This is a genomic window from Rhizobium sp. NFACC06-2 (genome assembly GCF_900101425.1).
GTDB classification, from domain to species: domain Bacteria; phylum Pseudomonadota; class Alphaproteobacteria; order Rhizobiales; family Rhizobiaceae; genus Agrobacterium; species Agrobacterium leguminum.
On record NZ_FMVA01000012.1, the window covers coordinates 52,012 to 72,470 of the forward strand.

Genomic DNA, 20,459 nt, shown 5'->3' on the forward strand with positions numbered 1-20,459 from the left:
TGCGAGCCTTATACCGATTTCCGCATGCGAATATATGCGATATTGAAACGCCCATGTTCACGCTCGACCGCCCCGTCACCTTTTCGCAGGATATCAAGAAAAGCCGCTTCATCGCCTTTGCCGCGCCGGTGACCGGCGAAGAGGATGCGAAAAACTTTCTTGCGGCGCATTCCGATCCGGATGCCAACCATAATTGCTGGGCCTGGCGAAGCGGCCAGACCTATCGTTTCAGCGATGACGGCGAGCCTTCGGGCACGGCCGGAAAACCGATCCTTCAGGCTATCGACGGCCAGGCGCTGGACAATGTCGCCGTTCTCGTCATCCGCTGGTTCGGCGGCATTCTCCTCGGCAGCGGCGGGCTGATGCGCGCCTATGGCGGCACGGCAGCCGCCTGCCTGCGGCTTGGCGAGACGTCACCGGTCATCGCTTATGTCAGCGCGACGCTGAGCTGCCCTTTCTCCGATCTGGCGCTTGTGAAATCACGCCTTTCCGCCACCCAGAACCTGCGTCTGGAAAGGGAGGATTTCACCGGCACCGGCGCGGATATGCTGCTCTCGGTTCCGGCCGAGGATGCCGAACGGCTCACCCGTCTTCTCAGCGACCTGACCAGTGGGCGCGTCAATTTGCATATTCCCGACTAGAGTTTTTTCGCTTTTCTTCGAATCGCGAAAAAACTCTAACTCTTTGCTTTGGCGCATTTCCGGACGGAAAACCGGGGTCCACTTTTCCTGGAAATGCTCTAGCGCCTGTCCGAATGCGCAATTCGTGCTAAGGAAGCGACATGTCTCCAGAGCTTTCCAACCCCGTCTATCATCCGCCACTCGAACCCTGGCTCACCATCGTGCACCGCGACGACGATCTTCTGGTGCTCGACAAGCCAAGCGGGCTTTTATCGGTGCCGGGGCGCGATCCCGCGCTTTCCGACAGCCTGATGACGCGTGTGCAGAAACAGTTTCCGAAAGCGCTGATGATCAACCGGCTGGACAAGGACACCTCCGGCATCGTGCTGATGTCCCTGAACCGCAAGGCGCATGCGGCGATTGCATCGCAGTTTGAAAGCCGCCAGACGCGCAAATCCTATGTCGCCATTGTCTGGGGAGAGGTTGCCGGAGAAGCGGGGGAAGTGGACCTGCCGCTCGCCATCGATCCCGAAAACAAGCCCCGCCACCGGGTCGACCACGAGAACGGCAAGCCGGCGCAGAGCCTTTGGCGGGTGCTGGAACGATTTCCGCTTCCGGCAACGCGGCTGGCGCTGACCCCGCTTACCGGCCGTACCCACCAATTACGGGTGCATATGAAGGCGCTCGGCCATCCGATCCTCGGCGATGAATTTTATGCCGAAGGCGAAGCGCTCGCCGCTGCGCCGCGCCTGATGCTACATGCGCAGGAGGTCGGGTTCCGCCATCCCGATGGCCGTGACGTCACCTATACCGTCCCCTGCCCCTTCTGAGGTCCAAGATGAAGGAACAAAACGAAAGCTTCGTGGTGGATTTTGTCGGCGGCGCGGTCGGGCACCGTTTCCGCTCCGGCGAAGGGCGCGGGCAGGCCCTGCCGAAAGCTGCGGGTTTCACCAAAGGCCGCACGCCAAAGATCGTCGATGCCACGGCCGGACTCGGGCGGGATGCCTTTCTGCTTGCCTCGCTCGGCGCGGAGGTGACCCTCATCGAACGCTCGCCGGACATGCATGCTCACCTTGCCGATGGCATTCGCCGTGCACTGGCAGCAGGCGGCGCTTATGCCGAGGCGGCAGCGCGCATGACGCTGCTCCACGGTGACTCCCGATATCTGCTGAAGGAGCTTTCACCGGAGGTGGTGATTGTCGACCCCATGCATCCGCCGCGCCACAACACGGCGCTGGTGAAAAAGGAGATGCGGGTGCTGAGAGAACTGGTTGGCGCCGACCCGGATCAGGTAGAGTTGATGGAGGCTGCGCTGGAGAATGCGACGAAGCGGGTGGTTCTGAAATGGCCCCTGCGCGCCGAGCCGATGCCCGGCATCCGCAAGCCTTCACATCAGATAATGGGCAAGAACACCCGTTATGATGTCTTCATGATCTTCGGAAAATCTCTCGACGACGAGGAATGATCAGCGGAAGGTAGGCTTGCGCTGCGCATTCATCAAAAGCTCATGCCGCGAGGCGAACTCGCCGAACAGTTTTCGGAGCCGGGTCTCCTCGGCCTTGTCCAGCCGGTAACGCCGGCAGAATTCCGCAACGTTGAGGATCGGCTTGGTTCTGTTCCCGTCAATGGTCTTGTTGTCGATGATCTGCATGGCGTCCTCCGTATAACAGAGGCCAAACGTCGCTTACGCCTTGCGGTTCCTTATGAATTCGCATGGATGAGAAAAGAGCGTGCCGCCTGCACACGGAGTGATCAAGTTTTCTTGAAACTATCGCAGGAAACGAAATCCTCCCCAAATGGTTCTCTGCCTGATGTAAACCATGGAAGGGAGACCCATGTTCCATAACAACCGATTTCTGAGTTCGACGATCCTGTGTGCACTGCTCGCCGTGCCGCTCGCCGGTATCGCACAGGCCCAGACCCCGGCCGCCGAAACGAAACGGCCGAATGCGCCGGATCAGAAACCGGCCTTTGAGGGTCAGACCCGCGCGCCGCAGGCCGCCACCCAGCCAAGCGTCGAAAAAACCGTGATCGCGGACGGCCTGCCGCATCTATGGTCGATGGAGTTTCTGCCCGATGGCCGCATGATCGTCGCGGCCAAGGAAGGCGCCATCCATATCGTCGCCGACGGCCAGGCCGGCCCGGCGATCGCGGGCGTGCCTGAGGTGGCATCCGACGGACAGGGCGGCCTTCTCGACATCGCGCTGGCTCCCGATTTCGAAACATCGCGCACCATCTTCTTCTCCTTCTCCGAACCGCGCGATGGCGGCAACGGCACGTCGGTAGCCTCGGCGAAACTGACCGAGGAGGGCGGCGCGGCAAAGCTGGACGATGTCTCAGTGATTTTCCGCCAGATGCCGACCTATGACGGCGACAAACATTTCGGCTCCCGCCTCGTTTTCGGGCCGAATAACGAGCTTTACGTCACGGTCGGAGAACGTTCCGATTCAAAGCCGCGCGTGCAGGCGCAGGACCTGTCGAGCGGGCTTGGCAAGGTCTTCCGCATCGATACACAGGGCAAGGCCTTTGAAGGCAATCCCTTCGCCAGCCAGCAGAACGCCCTCCCCGAAATCTGGAGCTATGGCCACCGCAACCTGCAGGCTGCGGCACTTGATGGCGAGGGCAGGCTCTGGACGGTAGAGCACGGGCCAAAGGGCGGCGATGAGCTGAACCTGCCGAAAGCCGGCCTGAACTACGGCTGGCCAGTCATCACCTATGGCGTCGAATATAGCGGAAGGTCGGTTGGCGAAGGCGTTACCGCAAAGGAAGGCATGGAACAGCCGGTCTATTATTGGGACCCGGTCATCGGCCCCTCCGGCATGGCCTATTATGACGGCGACCAGATTCCCGAATGGAAGGGCGCATTCATCGTCGGCGGTCTGGTGAGCCAGGGTCTCGTCATCCTGCATATCGATGGCGACAGGGTTGCCACCGAAAGCCGGTTGCCGCTGGAAGCGCGCATTCGCGACGTGAAGGTCGGTCCGGATGGCGCGATCTATGCCGTGACCGAAGAGCGCGGCGGCGGGAACTCGCAGATTCTGCGGGTCACCAAGGCCGGCTGATTAAAAAGGCCGGCTGAGAAAACTCACGACTGGAACGACAGGCCGCCGGAACGAAGGTGGCCTGTTTTTCGTTTGCCGCGGCGTGAAACCTGCCGGAAAAAACCATGCCACAACCGCCCACCCGCCTTCTTGCCAAAATCGGACTTGCCTATGTCAACGATCAGGAGCCGGGTATTTCCCGCGAAAAACGCGGACGCGGTTTCTGTTACCGCCTTCCGGGCGGCGAACTTCTCTCCGACAGCGTCGAACTGAAGCGCATCAAAGCGCTCGGCGTGCCGCCCGCCTATAAAGACGTCTGGATATGCATCGACCCCGCCGGCCATCTGCAGGCTACGGGTTTCGATGCCCGCGGGCGAAAACAATATCGTTATCATCCCGACTGGCATGCGCTTCGGGGCGAAACGAAATTCTTCCAGCTCAAAAGCTTCGGCAAGGCGCTGCCCGCCATTCGCCGCCGCGCCATCGCCGATATCGAAAAACAGGATCATGGGCAGGAAATGACGCTCGCGGCGCTCACGCTGCTGCTCGATGCCGCCTATCTGCGCGTCGGCAACCGCTCCTATCTCGAAACCAACGGCACCTATGGCGCAACGACATTGCTCAAGCGGCACGTCTCCTTCGGTGAAACCATCGAGCTGCGGTTTGCCGCCAAGGGCGGACAGAAGGTGAAACGGCAATTGCGCCACCCTCGCCTTCAGAAAATCCTTGAAGAGATCGCCGATCTGCCCGGCAAGGAACTCTTCGTCTGGCAGGACAGTGAAAACCGGGTGCATTCCGTCGATTCCAGCGATCTCAACGCTTATCTCTCCCGTATCGGCGGCCAGGGTATTTCGGCCAAGACCTTCCGCACCTGGGGCGGAACGCTCGCCGCCTTCTGCAACGCGATGGAACATGTGGCGGCGGGTGAAAAACCGAGCATAAAAGGCATGTGCCAGGCAGCAGCGGCGGAGCTTTCCAACACGCCCGCCATCTGCCGCAAGAGCTATGTGCACCCGGCCGTCCTCGATATAGCCACGGAAGAGAAAGCGCAGAAAAAGCTTGGCCGCATCCTGAAGGTCGGGGCAAAGCCCGTCTCCGGCCTCAGGGCGGATGAAAGACGGCTGCTTGCCTTCCTGCCCTAAAGATCAGCGGCTTGCCGCCCATTCCGCCAGCTCCCGCTCGGCCCTTTCCAGCGCGCTGTAATTCAACAGCTTGCGCAGGAAAGCGACGGTAACGGCGCGGGTTCTGAGATTATACCGGCCTTCCGCCTCGTCATCGCCGGCCGCCTGATGCACGTTCAGTTTCTCATAAAGACTTTGCAGCCGGTTCTGCACGCTGCGCAGCGACAGGTTACGGCGGCGCGCAATCGCCTTGTCGGTAAGGCCGAGCGCGACATCGACAAGGATTTCATATTCGGAATCGGTAAAACCATGCGCCTTGCCGAGGCTCTTTTCCTGCAACCCGCGCACTTCCCGGTCGATCACACATTGCGCCTCGATGAAGATGCTGCGCAGCGCCAGCCGCAGGCGGTCATCGGAGGCGGATTTCAGCACGTAGCCATAGGCGGCCCCCTCAGGCACGATGCGGGAGACACCGCGCACATAGGCCTCGTCGGAATAGTTGGACCAGAACAGGATGCGGGTATCCGGCCTTTCCTTCCAGATGGTGCGTGCCGCCTCGATGCCGTTGCGCTCATTCATCTGCAAATCCATGACGATGTGGGCGGCCCGGTTTTCCCGCGCGAGCTTTTCGCCGGTTCTGCCGTTTGCCGCCTCCAGCACCTTGTCGCATTCCGGCAGCGCGGCACGCACCGCCTCGTTCAGATAGGCGCGGTGCAGCGCATCGTCCTCGACGATTAGCACGTCCATGTCACAACTCCTCCCGCCGGTCGAAAGCGCCTGCCGGCAAGGTGACGGTGATGAGGGTTCCCGCTCCCATGCCATTGCCGCCAATATCGAATCTGGCCGAAATCAGCCGCGCCCGCGTCTTCATATTGCCGATGCCGAGGCCGCCGGAGGTCCCGCCTTCGCCGCCGCCGCTGCCATCGTCGCTGACCGTCACCCGCAAGCCGCCGTCGATTGCGGTCAGTTTCACGGCAATCGCTTCGGGCTGGGCATGGCGAATGGCATTGTTCACCGCCTCCTGCACGATGCGGAACAGCGATATGGCCACCGTCTTGTCCAGCCTTTCCACCAGCCCATCCGTCTCATCCGTTACCGACCAGTCGATTGCCGACCCGCTGTCGCGCACGGAGCGGTCCACATAAGTCTCGATCGCCTCAACGACGCCGAACAATTGCAGGATCGAGGGTTTTGCTTCCTCGATGATCTCGCGCAGATCCTGCATGCAATGCTGCAGGCTGCGCACCACCGGCTCCAGCATCTCGCCCGACAGGTCGGGGGTATGGCTCATGCGCTCGATGCGCCGCGCCAGCCGCGTCAGGTCCGCCAGCGTCTGGTCGTGCAGATCCATGCCGATGCGCTGCCGCTCGGCCTCCAGCGCCTCGGTCAATTGCAGCGCGCCCAGCCGCAGGCCCTCCTCGCGGGCATTGGCGCGCGCCTCCTCGATGGCGGAGCGTTTGGCCTGCTCGGCGGCGCGGATGGCGTAGAAATAGGGCGCCAGCAAATCGGCGACCGCGCGTGCATTCGCCACATCCTCCATCGTATAGGCGTTCGACTGGTGCGAGGAACAACTCAGCGCGCCGATGATATCGCCATGCACCTTCATCGGCACATGCAGCCGGCTATGCAGGTTGAGTTCGATGATCGGGCTCGAAAACGACCCTTCGAAATGAAAGCGCGGATCGGAGCAGGCGTCGCCGCTCAAGAGGTATTCCACCTCGCCTGACAGCAGCGAACGGATCGGACTGCCGGTCAGAAGGGCGGGCGGCTGCCGGCTCCAGGCGCTGACGAGACCGCTCTCATAGGCGATGTGATATTTGTCATCCAGCTGCTTGATGCAGACATCCATATGATCGTGCGGGATGATATGGCTGATCTCGGTGGCGACCGCCTGGATGATGGCATTAAATTCCAGCTGCCCGGCAAGCAGCCGCGAAATGCCCATATAATGATGAAAAAGAGCGCTTTTCGGCGTATCCAGCATGTGCGGACGCCCTCCCAAGCGCCTGCCTTCGACCATCGCGGCGAAGATTCAACCCCTTGGGCGCCGCATCATCCATTCTGCGCCCGGCAGTGGCGTTTCGTCCTGCGGGTTCCCGCAAGCTTTGTGCGGAAACCCGCAGGAAGATTGCCGCGATCCGCCTATACAAGCCAAATCTTCTTGGTCATTCTCGCTTCTACTGGGGAAAGGAGCTCCAGTGCAAAGGAATTCCACCTGCCGCCGAGGAGATTTGCGGCGTGCGAGAATTCCGGGCTCGAAAAGGGCAAGCCACGAGGGAGGAAATCAAATGGCTTTCAGGAAGATGCTTCTGGCATCGGCCGCTGTCGCATGCGCAGCTCTGCCGATCACCGCTCATGCCGATACGTCGGCAAAAAAAATCGCGCTTTCAAACAATTATGCCGGTAATTCCTGGCGTCAGGCGATGCTGACGAGCTGGGACAAGATCACCAAGCAGGCGGTTGCCGACAAGCAGGTCGCCGCCGCTGACGCCTTTACCACAGCCGAAAACCAGGCGACCGAACAGGCCGCGCAGATCCAGAACCTCATTCTGCAGGGTTACGACGCCATCGTCATCAATGCCGCTTCGCCCACCGCGCTTAATGGCGCGGTGAAGGAAGCCTGCGATGCCGGCATCACCGTCGTATCCTTCGACGGCATCGTCACCGAGCCCTGTGCATGGCGCATCGCGGTCGATTTCAAGGCCATGGGCGAAAGCCAGATCGACTATCTGGCCAAGGCCATGCCGAAGGGTGGAAACCTGCTTGAAATCCGCGGTCTTGCCGGCGTTTCGGTGGACGATGAAATCCACGCCGGCATCGCCGCCGGTGTCGCCAAGAACCCGCAGTTCAAGATCGTCGGTTCCGTCAACGGCGACTGGGCGCAGGATGTGGCGCAGCGCGCCGTCGCCGGCATTCTGCCGAGCCTTCCCGAAGTCGCGGCCGTCGTGACGCAGGGCGGCGACGGTTACGGCGCGGCGCAGGCTTTTGCCGCCGCCAAGCGCCCAACGCCCACCATCGTCATGGGCAACCGCGAAGACGAGCTGCGATGGTGGAAACAGCAGAAGGACGCAAGCGGTTACGAGACCATGTCCGTCTCCATCGCTCCCGGCGTCTCGACGCTCGCTTTCTGGGTGGCGCAGCAGATCCTCGACGGCAAGGATGTGAAGAAGGGCCTGACCGTGCCCTTCCTGCGCATCGATCAGGCCAATCTCGAGGAAAACCTGAAGACGACCCAGAAGGGCGGCGTGGCGAATGTGGAATATTCGCAGGAAGATGCTGAGAAGGCCATCGCATCGGCAAAATAGGCCGGATCGGCCCAGAGCCTGACTATTGCGGCGCTCCCGGAACGGGCGCCGCAATAGCCACCATATTATCCGATTTTCACATCACTGGCGTAATTGCTCATGAATGACATCATCGAGGCGGAAGAAGTCGTCGCTGCGCGCGGCGTCAAGGTCGTGTTCGGCGCGGTAAGGGCGCTGGATGGGGCCGATCTCGTCATCCGCACGGGGGAATGCCTCGGGCTCGTTGGCCATAACGGCGCGGGAAAATCCACCATCGTCAACGTCATCAATGGTGGGCTGACGCCGCATGAAGGTTCCGTTTCCTATGGCGGCAACGAAAACCGCCACGGCATTGCCGCCGCGCGCGCGAGCGGCGTTCGCTGCGTGTTTCAGGAGCTATCGCTCTGCCCGAACCTGACGATCAGCGAAAATGTCCGCATCATGCATGCCGCCACGGGTGGGCGAAACTGGCGCGGCCGTGCGCTGACGACGATCCGGCAGACACTGGACGAGATTTTTCCCGGCCACGGCATCGATTGCGAGCTGACCATCGCCGAACTTTCCATCGCCGAACGGCAGATGGTGGAAATCGCCATCAATTTCTGCCGCTTACCGGACGCGCCGAAACTGGTGATCCTCGATGAGCCCACCTCTTCGCTGGATGCCGGTCTTGCCGAGCAGCTGATGGATTATGTCCGCCGTTTCGTGCGTGAGGGCGGCTCGGTTCTGCTGATCTCGCATATTCTCGGCGAAATTCTTTCGACGGCCACCCGTATCGTGGTGATGAAGGATGGCCGGGTGGTGGCCGACCGGAAGGCCGCCGACTTCACCACCCGCTCGCTGGTTGAGGCCATGGGCAGCGTCGTCAAGGAACAGGACAGGCGACGGGGTGAAAGCCGCAAGGCAGGCGAAAAAGTGCTTTCCATGCCGGCACGCCGGGGCGAAGGCCTTGCCTTCGAGGCTTTTCGCGGCGAGATCGTCGGCCTTGCCGGTCTCGGCGGCCATGGCCAGACCGAAGCGCTGCTCGATCTTTATCTCGCGCAGAACAGCAGCTGGCTGCCCGCGCGCAAGACCGATATCGCCTTCGTGGCGGGCGATCGCAGCCTGAACGGCACCTTCCCGCTGTGGAGCATCCTCAAAAACCTCTCCGTCGCCTCGCTCAGGGATATTTCCTCCGCAGGCATGGTGGACAGAGCCAAGGAAACCGAGCTTGGGGCGCAATGGAAGAAGCGCATCGAAATCCGCACGCCCGATATGGGCAACAAAATCCTCTCCCTCTCCGGCGGCAACCAGCAGAAGGTGCTTTTTGCCCGCGCGCTCGCCACAACCGCCAGCACCGTTTTGATGGACGACCCGATGCGCGGCGTCGATATCGGCACCAAACAGGAGGTCTATGACATCTTGAGAACCGAAGCCTCCCACGGCCGCACCTTCATCTGGTACTCCACCGAAATGGACGAAATCCGTCTCTGCGACCGGGTCTATGTGTTCCGTGACGGCGCCATCCAGGCGGAACTCGTCGGTGACGACATTGCCGAGCAGAATGTGCTGGCCGCCTCCTTTGCCGGAGAAGACCACGCATGAAACTCTCGGCAAACGCGCTCCGCCTCATCATTCCCGCCGCCTCGCTCGCCTTCCTGCTTGCCGCCGTCTTCTACATGCAGCCGCGCGCCATGAGCTATACCGGCATGAACCTGCTGTTCAATCTGGCGGTGCCGATTGCGCTCGCCACCATTGCGCAGATGCTGATCATGTCGGTCAACGATCTCGATCTGTCGATGGGCACCTTCGTCAGTTTCTGCGCCTGTGTGACCGCCACTTTCCTGCAAACCACGCCCATCCTCGGAATTGCGATTTTTGCCGGTGCGATTGCGGTCTATGCACTGCTGGGCGCCATCATCCATATCCGCGCCCTGCCCTCCATCGTCGTCACGCTCGGCATGAGTTTCGTCTGGGGCGGCCTCGCCGTTCTCATCCTTCCCTCGCCCGGCGGCCAGGCCCCCGCCTTCATCCGGGCCCTGATGACGGCAAAACCGCCTTTCGTGCCGATCGCCATCGTCGCCAGCATCCTGATCGCGGTGGTCGCCCATTACATCGTCATGCGCTCTTCCTTCGGCGTGCTGATGCGCGGCGTCGGCGGCAATTTCCGCTCGGTCGAACGCTCCGGCTGGTCGGTCGTCGGCATTCGCGCCGCCACCTTTGCGCTGGCCGGTTTCTTTGCGGTGCTGTCCGGTATCGCCCTCGTGGGGCTGACGACATCGGCCGACGCCAATATCGCGCTGCGTTACACGCTGCTCTCGATTGCCGGCGTCATTCTCGGCGGCGGGGAATTCGTCGGCGGCCGGGTATCGCCCATAGGTGCGGTCATCGGCGCGCTGACGCTGACGCTCGCCGGTTCGTTCCTCTCCTTCATGCGCATTTCGCCCGACTGGCAGATCGGCGCGCAGGGGGCGATCCTCATCATCGTGCTGGCGCTGCGCATCCTGCTCAACCGTCTTGAAAAGCGGGAGAAAAACCAATGAACGGGCTCTCTTCCCTCACCAGAAAACCATGGATCTGGTCCTTTGCCGCAACTATTGCGGTCTGGATCGTCACCGTGCTCTTCACCGGCGGCGCAAGTTCCTTCGGCCTGTCGCATGCCGCACTCACCTTCGCAGCCTTTTCGGTCATCGTCGGCATCGGCCAGATGTTCGTCATCACGCTCGGACCGGGCAATATCGACCTCTGCGTGCCCGCGACGATGACGCTGTCAGGCACGCTGGCGCTCAAATTCATGGATGTGTCCGACGGTCTCATCCTGCCCGGACTGCTGATCGCCATCCTGATCGGCATCGCCATCGGCATCGGCAATTATGCGCTGATCAAGCTCCTGCGCATCCCGCCGATCATCGCGACGCTCTCCATGAGCTTCATCGTGCAATCCATCGCCATCTGGTCGAACCGCGGCCTGCGCATCAAGCCGCCGGAAACATTGGCCACATTCGCGACATCAAGCTCTCTCGGCATTCCCAATGTCGCCCTGGTCGCCTTGCTGCTTTCCGTCATTGCATGGCTGCTGCTCGACCGCTCGTTTTACGGGCGCTGGATTTCCGCCATCGGCCAGAGCACCTTTGCCGCCCGCATGACCGGCATTCCGGTGGACGGCGCACGTTTCGTCACCTATGTGCTCTGCGCGGTGCTGGCGGCCATTGCCGGTTACCTGCTCGCGAGCTTCTCCGGCGGTGCGGCGCTCAATATGGGCTCGGAATATCTGCTGATGTCCATCGCCGTCGTCGTCATCGGCGGAACGGCGGTGGCGGGCGGCGATTCCAATGTGCCCGGCATCTGGGGCGCTTCGCTCTTCATGTTCCTGGTGGTGTCGATGCTGAATACCTATGGTTTCGGCGCCGGCATCCGCCTCATCCTCACCGGCCTCATCATCATCTCCGTCATTCTTCTGGCAAGCGGCCCCAAGGCCACGCGCTGAACCCATAACGACAAGCCCCCAAGCGGACCACGCTCATGACCACAGACAAGACCTCCCCTTACGAAATCCACGACGACCGCTTCCGCCATCTGATCGTCGGCAATGCCGAATTGGAAGAGCTTTATTCCGGTTGCCGCTGGGCCGAAGGCCCGGTGTGGTTTGCCGATCTGAACTGCCTGCTGTTCAGCGATATTCCCAATGAGCGCATGTTGCGCTGGGTGCCGGATGGCGGGATCTCGGTATTCCGCCAGCCCTCCAACTTCACCAACGGCAACACGCGCGACCAGCAGGGGCGGCTCGTTTCCTGCGAACATGGCGGCCGCCGCGTCACCCGCACCGAAGTCGACGGCTCGATCACCGTTCTTGCCGACGGCTACGGCGGCAAGCGGCTGAACTCACCCAATGACGTGGTGGTGAAATCCGATGGCAGCGTCTGGTTCACCGACCCAACCTACGGCATTCTTTCCGACTATGAGGGCTACAAGGCGGAGCAGGAGCAGAAGACCCGCAATGTCTATCGGCTCGACCCCGCAACCGGAAAAATCGACATCGCCATTGACGACTTCGTGCAGCCGAACGGGCTTGCGTTTTCGCCTGATGAGACAAAGCTCTACGTCGCCGACAGTTCCTACAGCCACGACGTCTCCCGCCCGCGCCATATCCGCGTCTTCGATGTGGTAGATGGCGTAAAGCTCACCAACGGCCGGGAATTCTGCAATCTCGACAATGGCCTGCCGGACGGTTTCCGTCTGGATACGGCGGGCAATCTCTGGACCAGCGCCGGCGATGGCGTTCACTGCTTTTCCCCCGAAGGTACGCTCCTCGGCAAGATCAAGGTGCCGCAGACAGTCGCAAACCTCACTTTCGGCGGCCCGAAAAAGAACCGCCTGTTCATCACCGCGACAAAATCGCTTTATTCGGTCTATGTCGCCGCAACCGGCGCGCAAACGCCCTGAGGCACTGAAAAACCGGAGGAAATGGGCCGGGAAGGAACTGGCAAGACGGGTTCACCGCGCTATAAAAGCGGAATGAACGACGATTCCAGCCCCTTCCTGACCGACGACATGGCAATGGACGGCGACACGCCGGCCATTGAACCCACCAGCCGGATGCTGTCCTGGGCGCGCAATTCCGCCCTCTACCGGCTGGAACAGCGCATGATGACAGAAAAGCAGCTGCGCGATGCCATCATGCGCAAGGCGCGGGAAAAATTCGAGAATATCAGCCCGGCGCAGGTCAGGGCGCTCGGCGAATTTGCCGTAACCTTCGCTTATGGCATCAAGGCGCTCGATGACACGGCCTATGCGGAAATCGCCGTGCGGAGCGGCCTGCGCAGCGGCAAATCGAAACGTGGGCTCGCGCAGAAACTTCAGATCAAGGGCATTGCCCGGGAAACGGCTGCGGTCGCGTTGCAGGAGACCAATGATCTCGTCGCGGCCGTCATCTTCGCCCGTAAGCGCGCCTTCGGGCCGTTTCGCCGTGTCGAACTGGACGAGAAGCGCAAGGCCAAGGAATTCTCCGCTTTCGCCCGTAACGGCTTCAGCTTCGAGATCGGCGCAAAAGTCATGGCGATGACCTTCGAAGAGGCGGAAGAGATTATCGCTGAAGCACCGCTCTGACCGCTATTGCGGCATGGGATGCGTTTTCAGATAGGCGATCAGATCCGCTATATCGGTTTCGCTCCACAACCCGAAAAAGCGCATGGCATTTCCCGGTATCGCCTTTTTCGGGCTGGCGATGAATTTTTGCAGTTCCTCCTCCGACCACACCCGGCCAGCCGCGCCGGCATCCTTCAGGGCCTGCGAATAGTGGCCGTAATCGGTCACGGAAGCCATCGGCCTGCCGACGACACCCATCAGATGCGGCCCCATGCGGGTGCGCGGCGTATCGGCGCTGTGGCAAGTGGAACAGCGACTGAAGACCTTCTCCCCATGGGCCGCATCGCCCTCGGCAAAAGCGGCTGTCGCCAAAAGGAAAGAACAGATGGTTACTGCCGCGACACTTCTGAATGTGGAAATCATGGCCCGGATAATACAACGCCCTCTCCGTCTGACAACGAAGAGGGCGTGTTTTGACATGCGACAGAATGCCCGGCCGGGGCCGGGCATTTTGCCCATCAGTTCATGGCCGTGAGCGTCACGGAGGTGCCGGTGGCGGCGAGGTTGAGACCAACCTGACCCGTCACGCTGACCGTCTGCAGCTGGATGGAGCCGGACGTGCCGCCAACGAGAACGTTGGTGCCGACGCCAAGACCGACGGTGACTTCAGCCGTTGCGCCCTGATAAAGGCCGCCGAGCGAACCGCGGTGGTAACCGGCGGTCGGGGCGAAAACGGCCCAGACCAGACGGCCCTGCGTGGTGAAGCCGAGATCAACACCCATCTTGCGGATGGCGCCGGTGTAATGGTCGGTGCGACGGGCGCCCATGGTTGACTGGAAGGTGCAATCCAGTTCCTTGGCCGAGCCGAGAACGTAACCGACGCCGCCGCCGATATCGCAGGTGAGGTAACCGATCTTGACGCCGTTGCGATCGTCCTGCTCCTGCGGAGCCGGCTCATATCTCGCGAGGTCGGCAGCGAGGGCGGATGCGGTTCCGCCGAGGCCCATCGTCAATGCGGCAAAAGTTACGGCAACAGCCTTTTTCATCTGATTTTCTCCTGTTTTATTCCTACCCGCAGCAGCCCTTCTTGCCCTCTCCGGATATTGAATTCCGCACTGTTAACGTTTGTTCCCTGAAATCGATCCAAAACAACTTAATTGGAGGCGATGAAAGCGGAACGGTTAACAATGTCTGATGGCGGTAGGATGCCATTAAGACATTGTTAGGGCGGGAAATACGTGGGGAATCGCCATCGACAGCCAGCGTTGCCGGCCGTTGTTTTGCTGCAACAACCTCAAAGCGGCAGGGCGACGGGAAAGCCGGTGGCGGCATGGGTCATGACATCCATGCGAACACCATAGATGCGCTGCAGCGTCTCCGGCGTCATGATCTCCTGCGGCGTTCCCCGCGCGATAAGCTGGCCGGAATGAAGCGCGACGATCTCATCGCAGAAGCGCGCCGCCATGTTGACGTCGTGCAGCACGACGATGACGCCGAGACCCTTTTCGCGCGACAGTCTCTGCACCAGCGAAAGCACTTCGATCTGGTGCGCCATGTCGAGTGCGGAGATGGGTTCGTCGAGAAGCAGGCTCTCGGCGTTCTGGGCCACCAGCATGGCGAGCCATACGCGCTGGCGCTCGCCGCCGGAAAGCGTATCCACCAGCCGGTCGCGGAAGGCGACGGTGTCGGTGAGTTCGATGGCTTCGTCCACCTTCTCCTGATCCGCTTTGGTGAACTGCCCAAGCGCGCCGTGCCAGGGATAACGGCCGAGCGCCACCAGTTCCTTGGCCAGCATGCCGGAGGTGGCCGGCGTATATTGCGGCAGATAGGCGAGCTTTCGCGCAAATTCACGATTGCCCCATGCGCCGAGCGCCTTACCTTCGAATGACACCCTGCCCGCCGTCGGCTCCTGAATCCGCGCGAGAATCTTGAGCAACGTGGATTTTCCCGAACCGTTATGTCCGATCAGACCGATGGTCTTGCCGGTCGCAAAACTGGCCGTCAGCGGCTGCAGCAATTTCCTTCCCGGCACTTCCATGGTCACGCCGTCGAGAGAAAAAAGCGGAATATCGTCATAATCGACGGCAAGTGCTGCCTGGCCCATGGTTCTCATCTCCGTACGTCGTTCAAAAAATTCATCATCGCCTGCCTGAAAGCCAGATCAGATAGGGCGCGCCGGCAAGCGCCGCAAAAAGCCCGAGCGGCAACTCATAAGGAAAGGTGACTGTCCGTGCGCCGAGATCGGAAAGCGCCATCAGCACCGCGCCGAACAGGAAGGAGGCGAAGAGGTGGTCGCGCGGCGTGGTGAAACCGGCACGAAGCGCAATATGCGGCGCCATCAACCCGACGAAACTCAAGGGACCGACGAGCAGCGAGGCAGCTCCGGTGGCAATGCCCGCGACCGCGATGACGGCGATGCGCGCCGCCCCGAGCGGCAGGCCGAGGGAGAGCGGCACATCGCGTCCGAGCGGCAGGATCGTCAGCCAGCGCGTGACCGATAACGCCCCCGCCAGCAGCACGATGGAAAGAATGGCGAGAAAAATCGCCGAAGCCGGCGTCGCCGTCGAACCCGAGCCGCTGAGCCAGGCGAGGATTTGCCATGCCCGCTGGTCGCCAATGGCAAGCAGCGCTGAGAGAACGGCCGAGCAGAGCGAACTGATGGCAATGCCCGCGAGCAGGATTTTTTCCGGCGCGAGGTGCCGGCGCATGGAAAACAGCAGGACGAGGATCATGACGGCCGCAGAGCCGAGGCCGGCACCGCAAAACAGTTCGAAAAGACCGGCGGCCGGAAAAATCGTGATGGCGGCGGCAAAACCGAGGCCGGCACCGCCGCTGACGCCGATCACCTCCGGGCTTGCCATGGGATTGCCGGTAAGCCGCTGGAGAAGCGCGCCCGCCATGGCCAGAAGTCCGCCTGCGGCAACGGCCGCCACCAGCCGCGGCCAGCGGAAGGGCAGCAGGCTTTGCAGATCGTCAGCCTTCAGCACCGTCCAGCCATCGGGCCCCTTGCCGATGGCGAGCGCTGCAAAGACCAGCCCCGCCATGACGGCCAGCACCGGCAGTAGGGCCGTAAGCCGGCGTCTTGTCGCCAGCTCGACGCCTTCACCGCGATGCACATCGGTCGGCCGGATTTTCGGCAGCAGCCACAGAAGCAGCGGGCCGCCGATCAGGGCCGTTACCGCGCCAGTCGGAAAAACTTCGGCCGTCGTGCTTGCCAGAAGCTGCACGAGACCGTCGCAGAACCACAGCAGCAGCCCCCCCAGAAGCGGGGAAACCAGGAGCACCGAAGACGAACGCCGCACACCGAGCGCCCGGGTGAGCGCAGGTGCTGCAAGGCCGATAAAGCTGACGAGGCCGACCGCCGAAGCAACGAAGGCGGCCAGCATGACCGCGACGGCGGCAACCGCCAGCCTGATCGAAAACAGCGAGACGCCGAGCGATCGCGCACCGGCGTCGCCGAGACCGAGGACCGTCAGCGGCTTAATCAGCAGGCCGGTCAGCACGAGCCCGGCAACAAGCTGAAACGCGAGGGACAAGGCGTTCGACCAGTCCTGCTGGCTGAGCGAGCCGCCGTTCCAGACGACCAGCGACATCAGATATTCGCCCTGTGCCAGCGTCAGCGCGGCGGAAACGGATGCGGCGGTGATGCCGACCAGCAGCCCCGACACCACCATGGTCACCGGCTCGAAGGAGCGTCGCCAGCCGAGAAGAAAAACGATGCCGGCCGCACCGGCCGCGCCGGCGAGCGCCACCAAAGCGCGGTTGCCATCCAGCACCGAGGGAAAGAACAGGGTTGCGATAACTATGGCCAGTTGCGCGCCGGCCGAGATGCCGAGCGTCGAAGGGTCGGCAATCGGATTGCGCAGCAATTGCTGGAACAACGCGCCCGACAGGCCGAGCATCGCCCCCGCCAGAATGGCGACCGCCACGCGCGGCATCAGGCTGAAGGCGAAAATAACCTGATCCATCGACATGGTGGCGGCATCGAACGGCAGGCCGGGCCATGCACTAAAAGGTAGCCGCAACAGCCCGGCATGCAGGGAAAGCCCGCAGGCCAGAACGAACAGCAGCCCGAAGAAAAACTGAAGAGGCCGCGCCGTCACAGGGCTTCTCCCTGCGCCGAGAGCGCTTCGGTCAGAAGCCGCGCAAAGCGCATGCCGGCGGTGATGCCGCCATAGGGACCGACATTGCCGAGCGTGACCACCCGGTTTTCCCGCACGGCGGGCAGCGCGCGCCATATGGCGCTGCTGCTCAAGGTTTCCCGCGCCTCGACCGGAATATCGGAGACGATGACGATGCGGGCATCGGGCGAAGCGGCGAGATTTTCAAGCGGCACCGGGGCCGCGAAGGAGAATTGCGAACGATCCACCCAGGCATTGGCGAGCCCTAGCCGGCCAAGAACATCCCCGAACATGCTATCCGCACCGAAAGCGCGAAAATGCCGGGCGTCGCCGATATTGATCACATAGGTCGGCCGCGCCGCAAAATCGGCAAGGCGGGTCCGCATGGCTTGCAGGGCCGCTTCCGTTTCGCCCAGAACCCTGCGCGCCTCATCGGCCCTGCCAAGCTTTTCGCCAAGGGCGGAGACCGCCGCCAGCGCCTTTGCGAAAGGCGGCTCGCCCTTCACGTAAAAGGGCAGCGAGAAGACCGGGGCAATCGCTTCCAGCCTGCCGGTATAACGGGTGTAGAAGGGCGAAATCAGAATGAGATCGGGCCGGCTCAGTTGCAGAAGCTCGAAATTCGGCGCACCGCGCAGGCCGAGATCGGCGACGATTGCAGGGATTTCCGGCTCGACCGCGTCCACCCGGAACTGGATGAGTTCGGTCGCCGCCACCGGCATGACGCCGAGCGCAACGGCGGTTTCCAGCATGGCCCAGTCGATGGCGGCAAGGCGTGGCGTGACCGCCGCGCGCGCCTTGCCAGCAAGAGCCGAAGCAGCGAGCAGGCCTAAAAATTCCCGCCGCCCCCAAAGGGGGGACATCCATCGATCCTTGCGCGTCATGCCCCTGCTGCTTCACTTTGATATGGCGTCACCAACGATAGGTCAGCTTGCCCATAACCGTTCTTCCGTCACCGTAATAGCATCCGAAAGTGGAGCAACTAGAAATATATTCTTTATCAGTCAAGTTTTGCACCAGAAGCGAGGCGCGGTAGCCGTTCTTCTCGTAATGCACCCCGAGATCGAGCAGGGCGAGGCTCTTCATCTCGAAGGTATTGGCGGCATCGCCATAGCGTTTTCCGACATAACGCACACCGCCGCCGATGCCGAAACCCTCAAGGGCGGTATCTTCCGGGAAAGTGTAATCCAGCCAGAGGCTTGCGGCGTGCCGCGGCGTGCTGTCCAGCTCCTTGCCGTTATTCACGCGGCCGGAGACCTCGCTGTCCATGTAGGTATAGGCCGCGCGCAGGTCGAGCCCGTCGGCAAGGCTTGCGACGCCTTCAAGCTCGAGGCCTTTCACATGCGCCTCGTCCATCTGCTGCGTCACGCCGCCCACCGTCGTCGTAACGTTCTTCTGTGTCAGATCGTAGACCGCAGCAGAAAAGAAACCGTCGAAACCCTCGGGCTGGTATTTGACGCCCGCCTCCCATTGTTCGCCGGTGGTCGGTTTCGGCGCATCGCCGACAGCCGGCTGCGGCACCGGTTCGAAGGAGGTCGCGTAGCTGACATAGGGCGCGATGCCGCCATCGAACAGATAGCTGACGCCGACGCGGCCGGTCAGCTTGTGATCGTCCTTATCGAGCGAACGGTAGGTGGTGCCGTTGAAGGTCGTACCGCTGGTGCTTGCCCAGTCCTGCCGCAGGCCGGCGGTAACGCGCCAGTTCTCAAAGGCAATCTCATCCTGCGCATAAAGACCGATCTGGGAAATATCCGTCTTCACATCGGCATAAAGCGTGCGCGAGGTGAGGCTGATCGGCCCGCCATAGACCGGATTGACGGGATTGAGCGGCGTCGCGGCCCAGAATTCGGTTTTGACGTTATTGTCGAAATAACGGTAGTCCAGCCCGACAAGCAGGGTGTGGTCGATTGGCCCCGTGGAGAACTCCGCCTGCAGGCTGTTGTCGATGTTGAAGGTGTTCAGCAACTCGTCCTGAAACGTCGCATTGCGGCGAATGAGATTGCCGATCATGCCGCCGCTGGTCGAAGACATACCGAGCGCGCGGTAGGACCAGTCGAAATTGGAATAACGCGCATTCTGCCGGAAGGTGAAGGTCTCGTCGAAACGGTGCTCGAATTCATAGCCGATATTGGTGAATTTGCGGCTCGACGTATCGAAGGACGGATCACCGACATAAAAGCTGCGGTCCAGCATATTGCCGGGTCTGAGATAGGTCAGCGCCGGCGGCAGGCCGGAGGGCGAACTCGGATTGTCGTGTTGATAGGAGGCAAGAACGGTCAGTTTCGTATCCTCGTCCGGCTGCCAGGTCAGCGCCGGTGCGATGAAATAACGGTCGTTCTGTAAATTGTCCGTCTGGGCATGGGCGTTGCGCGCAAGACCGGTCAGGCGATAGGCGAAACTGTCGCTATCCGCCACCGGGCCGCCAATATCGAACATCGACTGGTAATAATCGAAGCTGCCGATCTGCGCACCGACTTCGCCAAAACGCTCGAAAGTCGGCCGCTTGCTGATGAGATTGATGAGGCCGCCGGGATTGCCCTGACCGAAAAGAACGGAAGCAGGCCCGCGAATGACTTCCACGCGCTCCAGACCGTAGACCTCATAGGAGGGCGCACCGGCGGTGCGCATCAGCCGCAGACCGTTCAGGAACTGCAACTGGTTTCCCTGGAACCCGCGAATGCGCGGCGCATCGAAACGCGGATCCGCCCCAAACGGCTGCGCGACCACGCCCGGAACATAATTCAGCGCCTCGCTGAGATTGCGGACGTTCTGAGCATCCATCTGGTCCTTGGTGATGACGGATACAGATTGCGGCGTCTCGATCAGGGATCGCCCCGTCTTGGTGGCGCTGGCGCTGGTTTTCGCCACATAGCCTTTCACCGGGGCCTTGGGATCCTGATTTTTGGCGCCCTCCACGGTGATGGTCTGCAGCACCGTCGTACCCGCCTCCTGCGCAAGGGCGGAAGCCGGGGCCAAAAACGCCACATAAGCGATGACGGCGCAACCGCCAGCCAGAATGGAAATGTGTTTGGTTTTTCCCTGCACCCCAAGACCCTTCGTCACCTGCGCCACCATAAGGCGGTATTTTCTGGAGAATTTAAGTCATCTTATTACGCAAGGGACGGATTGTGATCCAATAAGCGCAGCCGGTTTTTTTCAGAACTATTGATTATGAAAACTCACGGCGATAATAGCTTGGAATTATTCAAAT

General features: G+C 61.5%; 20 protein-coding genes. 11 read left to right on the forward strand and 9 right to left on the reverse strand.

Going from position 1 to position 20,459, the window contains the following annotated elements; all coding sequences use genetic code 11:
• Positions 1 to 53: 53 nt before the first annotated feature.
• From F3H58_RS19375 to F3H58_RS19385, 3 genes are all read left to right on the forward strand, one after another.
• Complete coding sequence (locus tag F3H58_RS19375) at positions 54 to 641, forward strand: IMPACT family protein (RefSeq protein ID WP_149743365.1); 588 nt, start codon at positions 54 to 56, stop codon at positions 639 to 641.
• A 140-nt stretch (positions 642 to 781) separates the two neighbouring features.
• Positions 782 to 1,450, forward strand: a complete 669-nt coding sequence (locus F3H58_RS19380; protein WP_149743366.1) for a pseudouridine synthase — start codon at positions 782 to 784, stop codon at positions 1,448 to 1,450.
• 8 nt (positions 1,451 to 1,458) lie between these two features.
• The gene (locus tag F3H58_RS19385; protein ID WP_080819912.1) at positions 1,459 to 2,085 is read left to right on the forward strand and encodes a class I SAM-dependent methyltransferase; all 627 of its coding nucleotides are present in this window, start codon (positions 1,459 to 1,461) and stop codon (positions 2,083 to 2,085) included.
• Here F3H58_RS19385 and F3H58_RS19390 read toward each other — a convergent pair whose 3' ends face one another.
• A complete protein-coding gene (locus tag F3H58_RS19390) occupies positions 2,086 to 2,271 on the reverse strand; it encodes a hypothetical protein (protein WP_149743367.1) in 186 nt (61 codons plus the stop codon).
• A 184-nt stretch (positions 2,272 to 2,455) separates the two neighbouring features.
• On the opposite strand from F3H58_RS19390, the gene F3H58_RS19395 reads away from it, so the two are divergent.
• On the forward strand, positions 2,456 to 3,682 hold the full coding sequence (locus F3H58_RS19395; RefSeq protein WP_149743368.1) for a PQQ-dependent sugar dehydrogenase: 1,227 nt from the start codon (positions 2,456 to 2,458) through the stop codon (positions 3,680 to 3,682).
• Positions 3,683 to 3,786: 104 nt separating this feature from the next.
• Positions 3,787 to 4,803, forward strand: a complete 1,017-nt coding sequence (locus tag F3H58_RS19400; RefSeq protein WP_149743369.1) for a DNA topoisomerase IB — start codon at positions 3,787 to 3,789, stop codon at positions 4,801 to 4,803.
• Positions 4,804 to 4,806: 3 nt separating this feature from the next.
• Here the strand turns inward: F3H58_RS19400 and F3H58_RS19405 are convergent, their stop codons facing one another.
• Both F3H58_RS19405 and F3H58_RS19410 read right to left on the reverse strand, forming a co-directional pair.
• A complete protein-coding gene (locus F3H58_RS19405; protein WP_149743370.1) occupies positions 4,807 to 5,529 on the reverse strand; it encodes a response regulator transcription factor in 723 nt (240 codons plus the stop codon).
• 1 nt (position 5,530) lies between these two features.
• A complete protein-coding gene (locus F3H58_RS19410) occupies positions 5,531 to 6,766 on the reverse strand; it encodes a GAF domain-containing sensor histidine kinase (RefSeq protein ID WP_149743371.1) in 1,236 nt (411 codons plus the stop codon).
• A gap of 304 nt (positions 6,767 to 7,070) precedes the next feature.
• On the opposite strand from F3H58_RS19410, the gene F3H58_RS19420 reads away from it, so the two are divergent.
• The 6 genes from F3H58_RS19420 (at position 7,071) to recX (ending at position 13,151) form a co-directional block, all read left to right on the forward strand.
• Positions 7,071 to 8,087: an ABC transporter substrate-binding protein gene (locus F3H58_RS19420; RefSeq protein WP_149743372.1), complete on the forward strand. Its 1,017-nt coding sequence runs from the start codon at positions 7,071 to 7,073 to the stop codon at positions 8,085 to 8,087.
• Between the two features lie 99 nt (positions 8,088 to 8,186).
• On the forward strand, positions 8,187 to 9,650 hold the full coding sequence (locus tag F3H58_RS19425) for an ATP-binding cassette domain-containing protein (RefSeq protein ID WP_149743373.1): 1,464 nt from the start codon (positions 8,187 to 8,189) through the stop codon (positions 9,648 to 9,650).
• Positions 9,647 to 10,588 carry an ABC transporter permease gene (locus F3H58_RS19430; RefSeq protein ID WP_080838912.1) on the forward strand — a complete coding sequence of 314 codons (942 nt, stop codon included), beginning with the start codon at positions 9,647 to 9,649 and terminating at the stop codon, positions 10,586 to 10,588. Before F3H58_RS19425 ends, F3H58_RS19430 begins: the two co-directional genes overlap by 4 nt.
• Complete coding sequence (locus F3H58_RS19435) at positions 10,585 to 11,532, forward strand: ABC transporter permease (RefSeq protein ID WP_149743374.1); 948 nt, start codon at positions 10,585 to 10,587, stop codon at positions 11,530 to 11,532. Before F3H58_RS19430 ends, F3H58_RS19435 begins: the two co-directional genes overlap by 4 nt.
• Before the next feature lie 35 nt (positions 11,533 to 11,567).
• Positions 11,568 to 12,488, forward strand: a complete 921-nt coding sequence (locus tag F3H58_RS19440; protein WP_149743375.1) for an SMP-30/gluconolactonase/LRE family protein — start codon at positions 11,568 to 11,570, stop codon at positions 12,486 to 12,488.
• 72 nt (positions 12,489 to 12,560) lie between these two features.
• Entirely contained in the window at positions 12,561 to 13,151 is a 591-nt protein-coding gene (gene recX / locus F3H58_RS19445; protein ID WP_149743376.1) for a recombination regulator RecX, read from the forward strand.
• Between the two features lie 3 nt (positions 13,152 to 13,154).
• Here the strand turns inward: recX and F3H58_RS19450 are convergent, their stop codons facing one another.
• The 6 genes from F3H58_RS19450 to F3H58_RS19475 form a co-directional block, all read right to left on the reverse strand.
• Positions 13,155 to 13,553, reverse strand: a complete 399-nt coding sequence (locus F3H58_RS19450) for a c-type cytochrome (protein ID WP_188128988.1) — start codon at positions 13,551 to 13,553, stop codon at positions 13,155 to 13,157.
• 95 nt (positions 13,554 to 13,648) lie between these two features.
• Entirely contained in the window at positions 13,649 to 14,176 is a 528-nt protein-coding gene (locus F3H58_RS19455) for a DUF992 domain-containing protein (protein ID WP_003522107.1), read from the reverse strand.
• A 248-nt stretch (positions 14,177 to 14,424) separates the two neighbouring features.
• Positions 14,425 to 15,234, reverse strand: a complete 810-nt coding sequence (locus F3H58_RS19460; protein WP_149743378.1) for an ATP-binding cassette domain-containing protein — start codon at positions 15,232 to 15,234, stop codon at positions 14,425 to 14,427.
• Between the two features lie 34 nt (positions 15,235 to 15,268).
• Entirely contained in the window at positions 15,269 to 17,233 is a 1,965-nt protein-coding gene (gene fhuB / locus F3H58_RS19465) for a Fe(3+)-hydroxamate ABC transporter permease FhuB (protein WP_149743379.1), read from the reverse strand.
• Positions 17,230 to 18,132, reverse strand: a complete 903-nt coding sequence (locus tag F3H58_RS19470; RefSeq protein ID WP_188128989.1) for an iron-siderophore ABC transporter substrate-binding protein — start codon at positions 18,130 to 18,132, stop codon at positions 17,230 to 17,232. The genes fhuB and F3H58_RS19470 overlap by 4 nt, the downstream gene beginning before the upstream one ends.
• Before the next feature lie 28 nt (positions 18,133 to 18,160).
• Entirely contained in the window at positions 18,161 to 20,323 is a 2,163-nt protein-coding gene (locus F3H58_RS19475; protein ID WP_188128990.1) for a TonB-dependent siderophore receptor, read from the reverse strand.
• Positions 20,324 to 20,459: the final 136 nt, after the last annotated feature.

Coding starts and splice junctions, on each gene's coding strand:
- F3H58_RS19375 (WP_149743365.1), top strand. CDS start 54: ATGTTCACGCTCGACCGCCCCGTCACCTTTTCGCAGGATATCAAGAAA.
- F3H58_RS19380 (WP_149743366.1), top strand. CDS start 782: ATGTCTCCAGAGCTTTCCAACCCCGTCTATCATCCGCCACTCGAACCC.
- F3H58_RS19385 (WP_080819912.1), top strand. CDS start 1,459: ATGAAGGAACAAAACGAAAGCTTCGTGGTGGATTTTGTCGGCGGCGCG.
- F3H58_RS19390 (WP_149743367.1), bottom strand. CDS start 2,271: ATGCAGATCATCGACAACAAGACCATTGACGGGAACAGAACCAAGCCG.
- F3H58_RS19395 (WP_149743368.1), top strand. CDS start 2,456: ATGTTCCATAACAACCGATTTCTGAGTTCGACGATCCTGTGTGCACTG.
- F3H58_RS19400 (WP_149743369.1), top strand. CDS start 3,787: ATGCCACAACCGCCCACCCGCCTTCTTGCCAAAATCGGACTTGCCTAT.
- F3H58_RS19405 (WP_149743370.1), bottom strand. CDS start 5,529: ATGGACGTGCTAATCGTCGAGGACGATGCGCTGCACCGCGCCTATCTG.
- F3H58_RS19410 (WP_149743371.1), bottom strand. CDS start 6,766: ATGCTGGATACGCCGAAAAGCGCTCTTTTTCATCATTATATGGGCATT.
- F3H58_RS19420 (WP_149743372.1), top strand. CDS start 7,071: ATGGCTTTCAGGAAGATGCTTCTGGCATCGGCCGCTGTCGCATGCGCA.
- F3H58_RS19425 (WP_149743373.1), top strand. CDS start 8,187: ATGAATGACATCATCGAGGCGGAAGAAGTCGTCGCTGCGCGCGGCGTC.
- F3H58_RS19430 (WP_080838912.1), top strand. CDS start 9,647: ATGAAACTCTCGGCAAACGCGCTCCGCCTCATCATTCCCGCCGCCTCG.
- F3H58_RS19435 (WP_149743374.1), top strand. CDS start 10,585: ATGAACGGGCTCTCTTCCCTCACCAGAAAACCATGGATCTGGTCCTTT.
- F3H58_RS19440 (WP_149743375.1), top strand. CDS start 11,568: ATGACCACAGACAAGACCTCCCCTTACGAAATCCACGACGACCGCTTC.
- recX (WP_149743376.1), top strand. CDS start 12,561: ATGAACGACGATTCCAGCCCCTTCCTGACCGACGACATGGCAATGGAC.
- F3H58_RS19450 (WP_188128988.1), bottom strand. CDS start 13,553: ATGATTTCCACATTCAGAAGTGTCGCGGCAGTAACCATCTGTTCTTTC.
- F3H58_RS19455 (WP_003522107.1), bottom strand. CDS start 14,176: ATGAAAAAGGCTGTTGCCGTAACTTTTGCCGCATTGACGATGGGCCTC.
- F3H58_RS19460 (WP_149743378.1), bottom strand. CDS start 15,234: ATGGGCCAGGCAGCACTTGCCGTCGATTATGACGATATTCCGCTTTTT.
- F3H58_RS19470 (WP_188128989.1), bottom strand. CDS start 18,132: ATGACGCGCAAGGATCGATGGATGTCCCCCCTTTGGGGGCGGCGGGAA.
- F3H58_RS19475 (WP_188128990.1), bottom strand. CDS start 20,323: ATGGTGGCGCAGGTGACGAAGGGTCTTGGGGTGCAGGGAAAAACCAAA.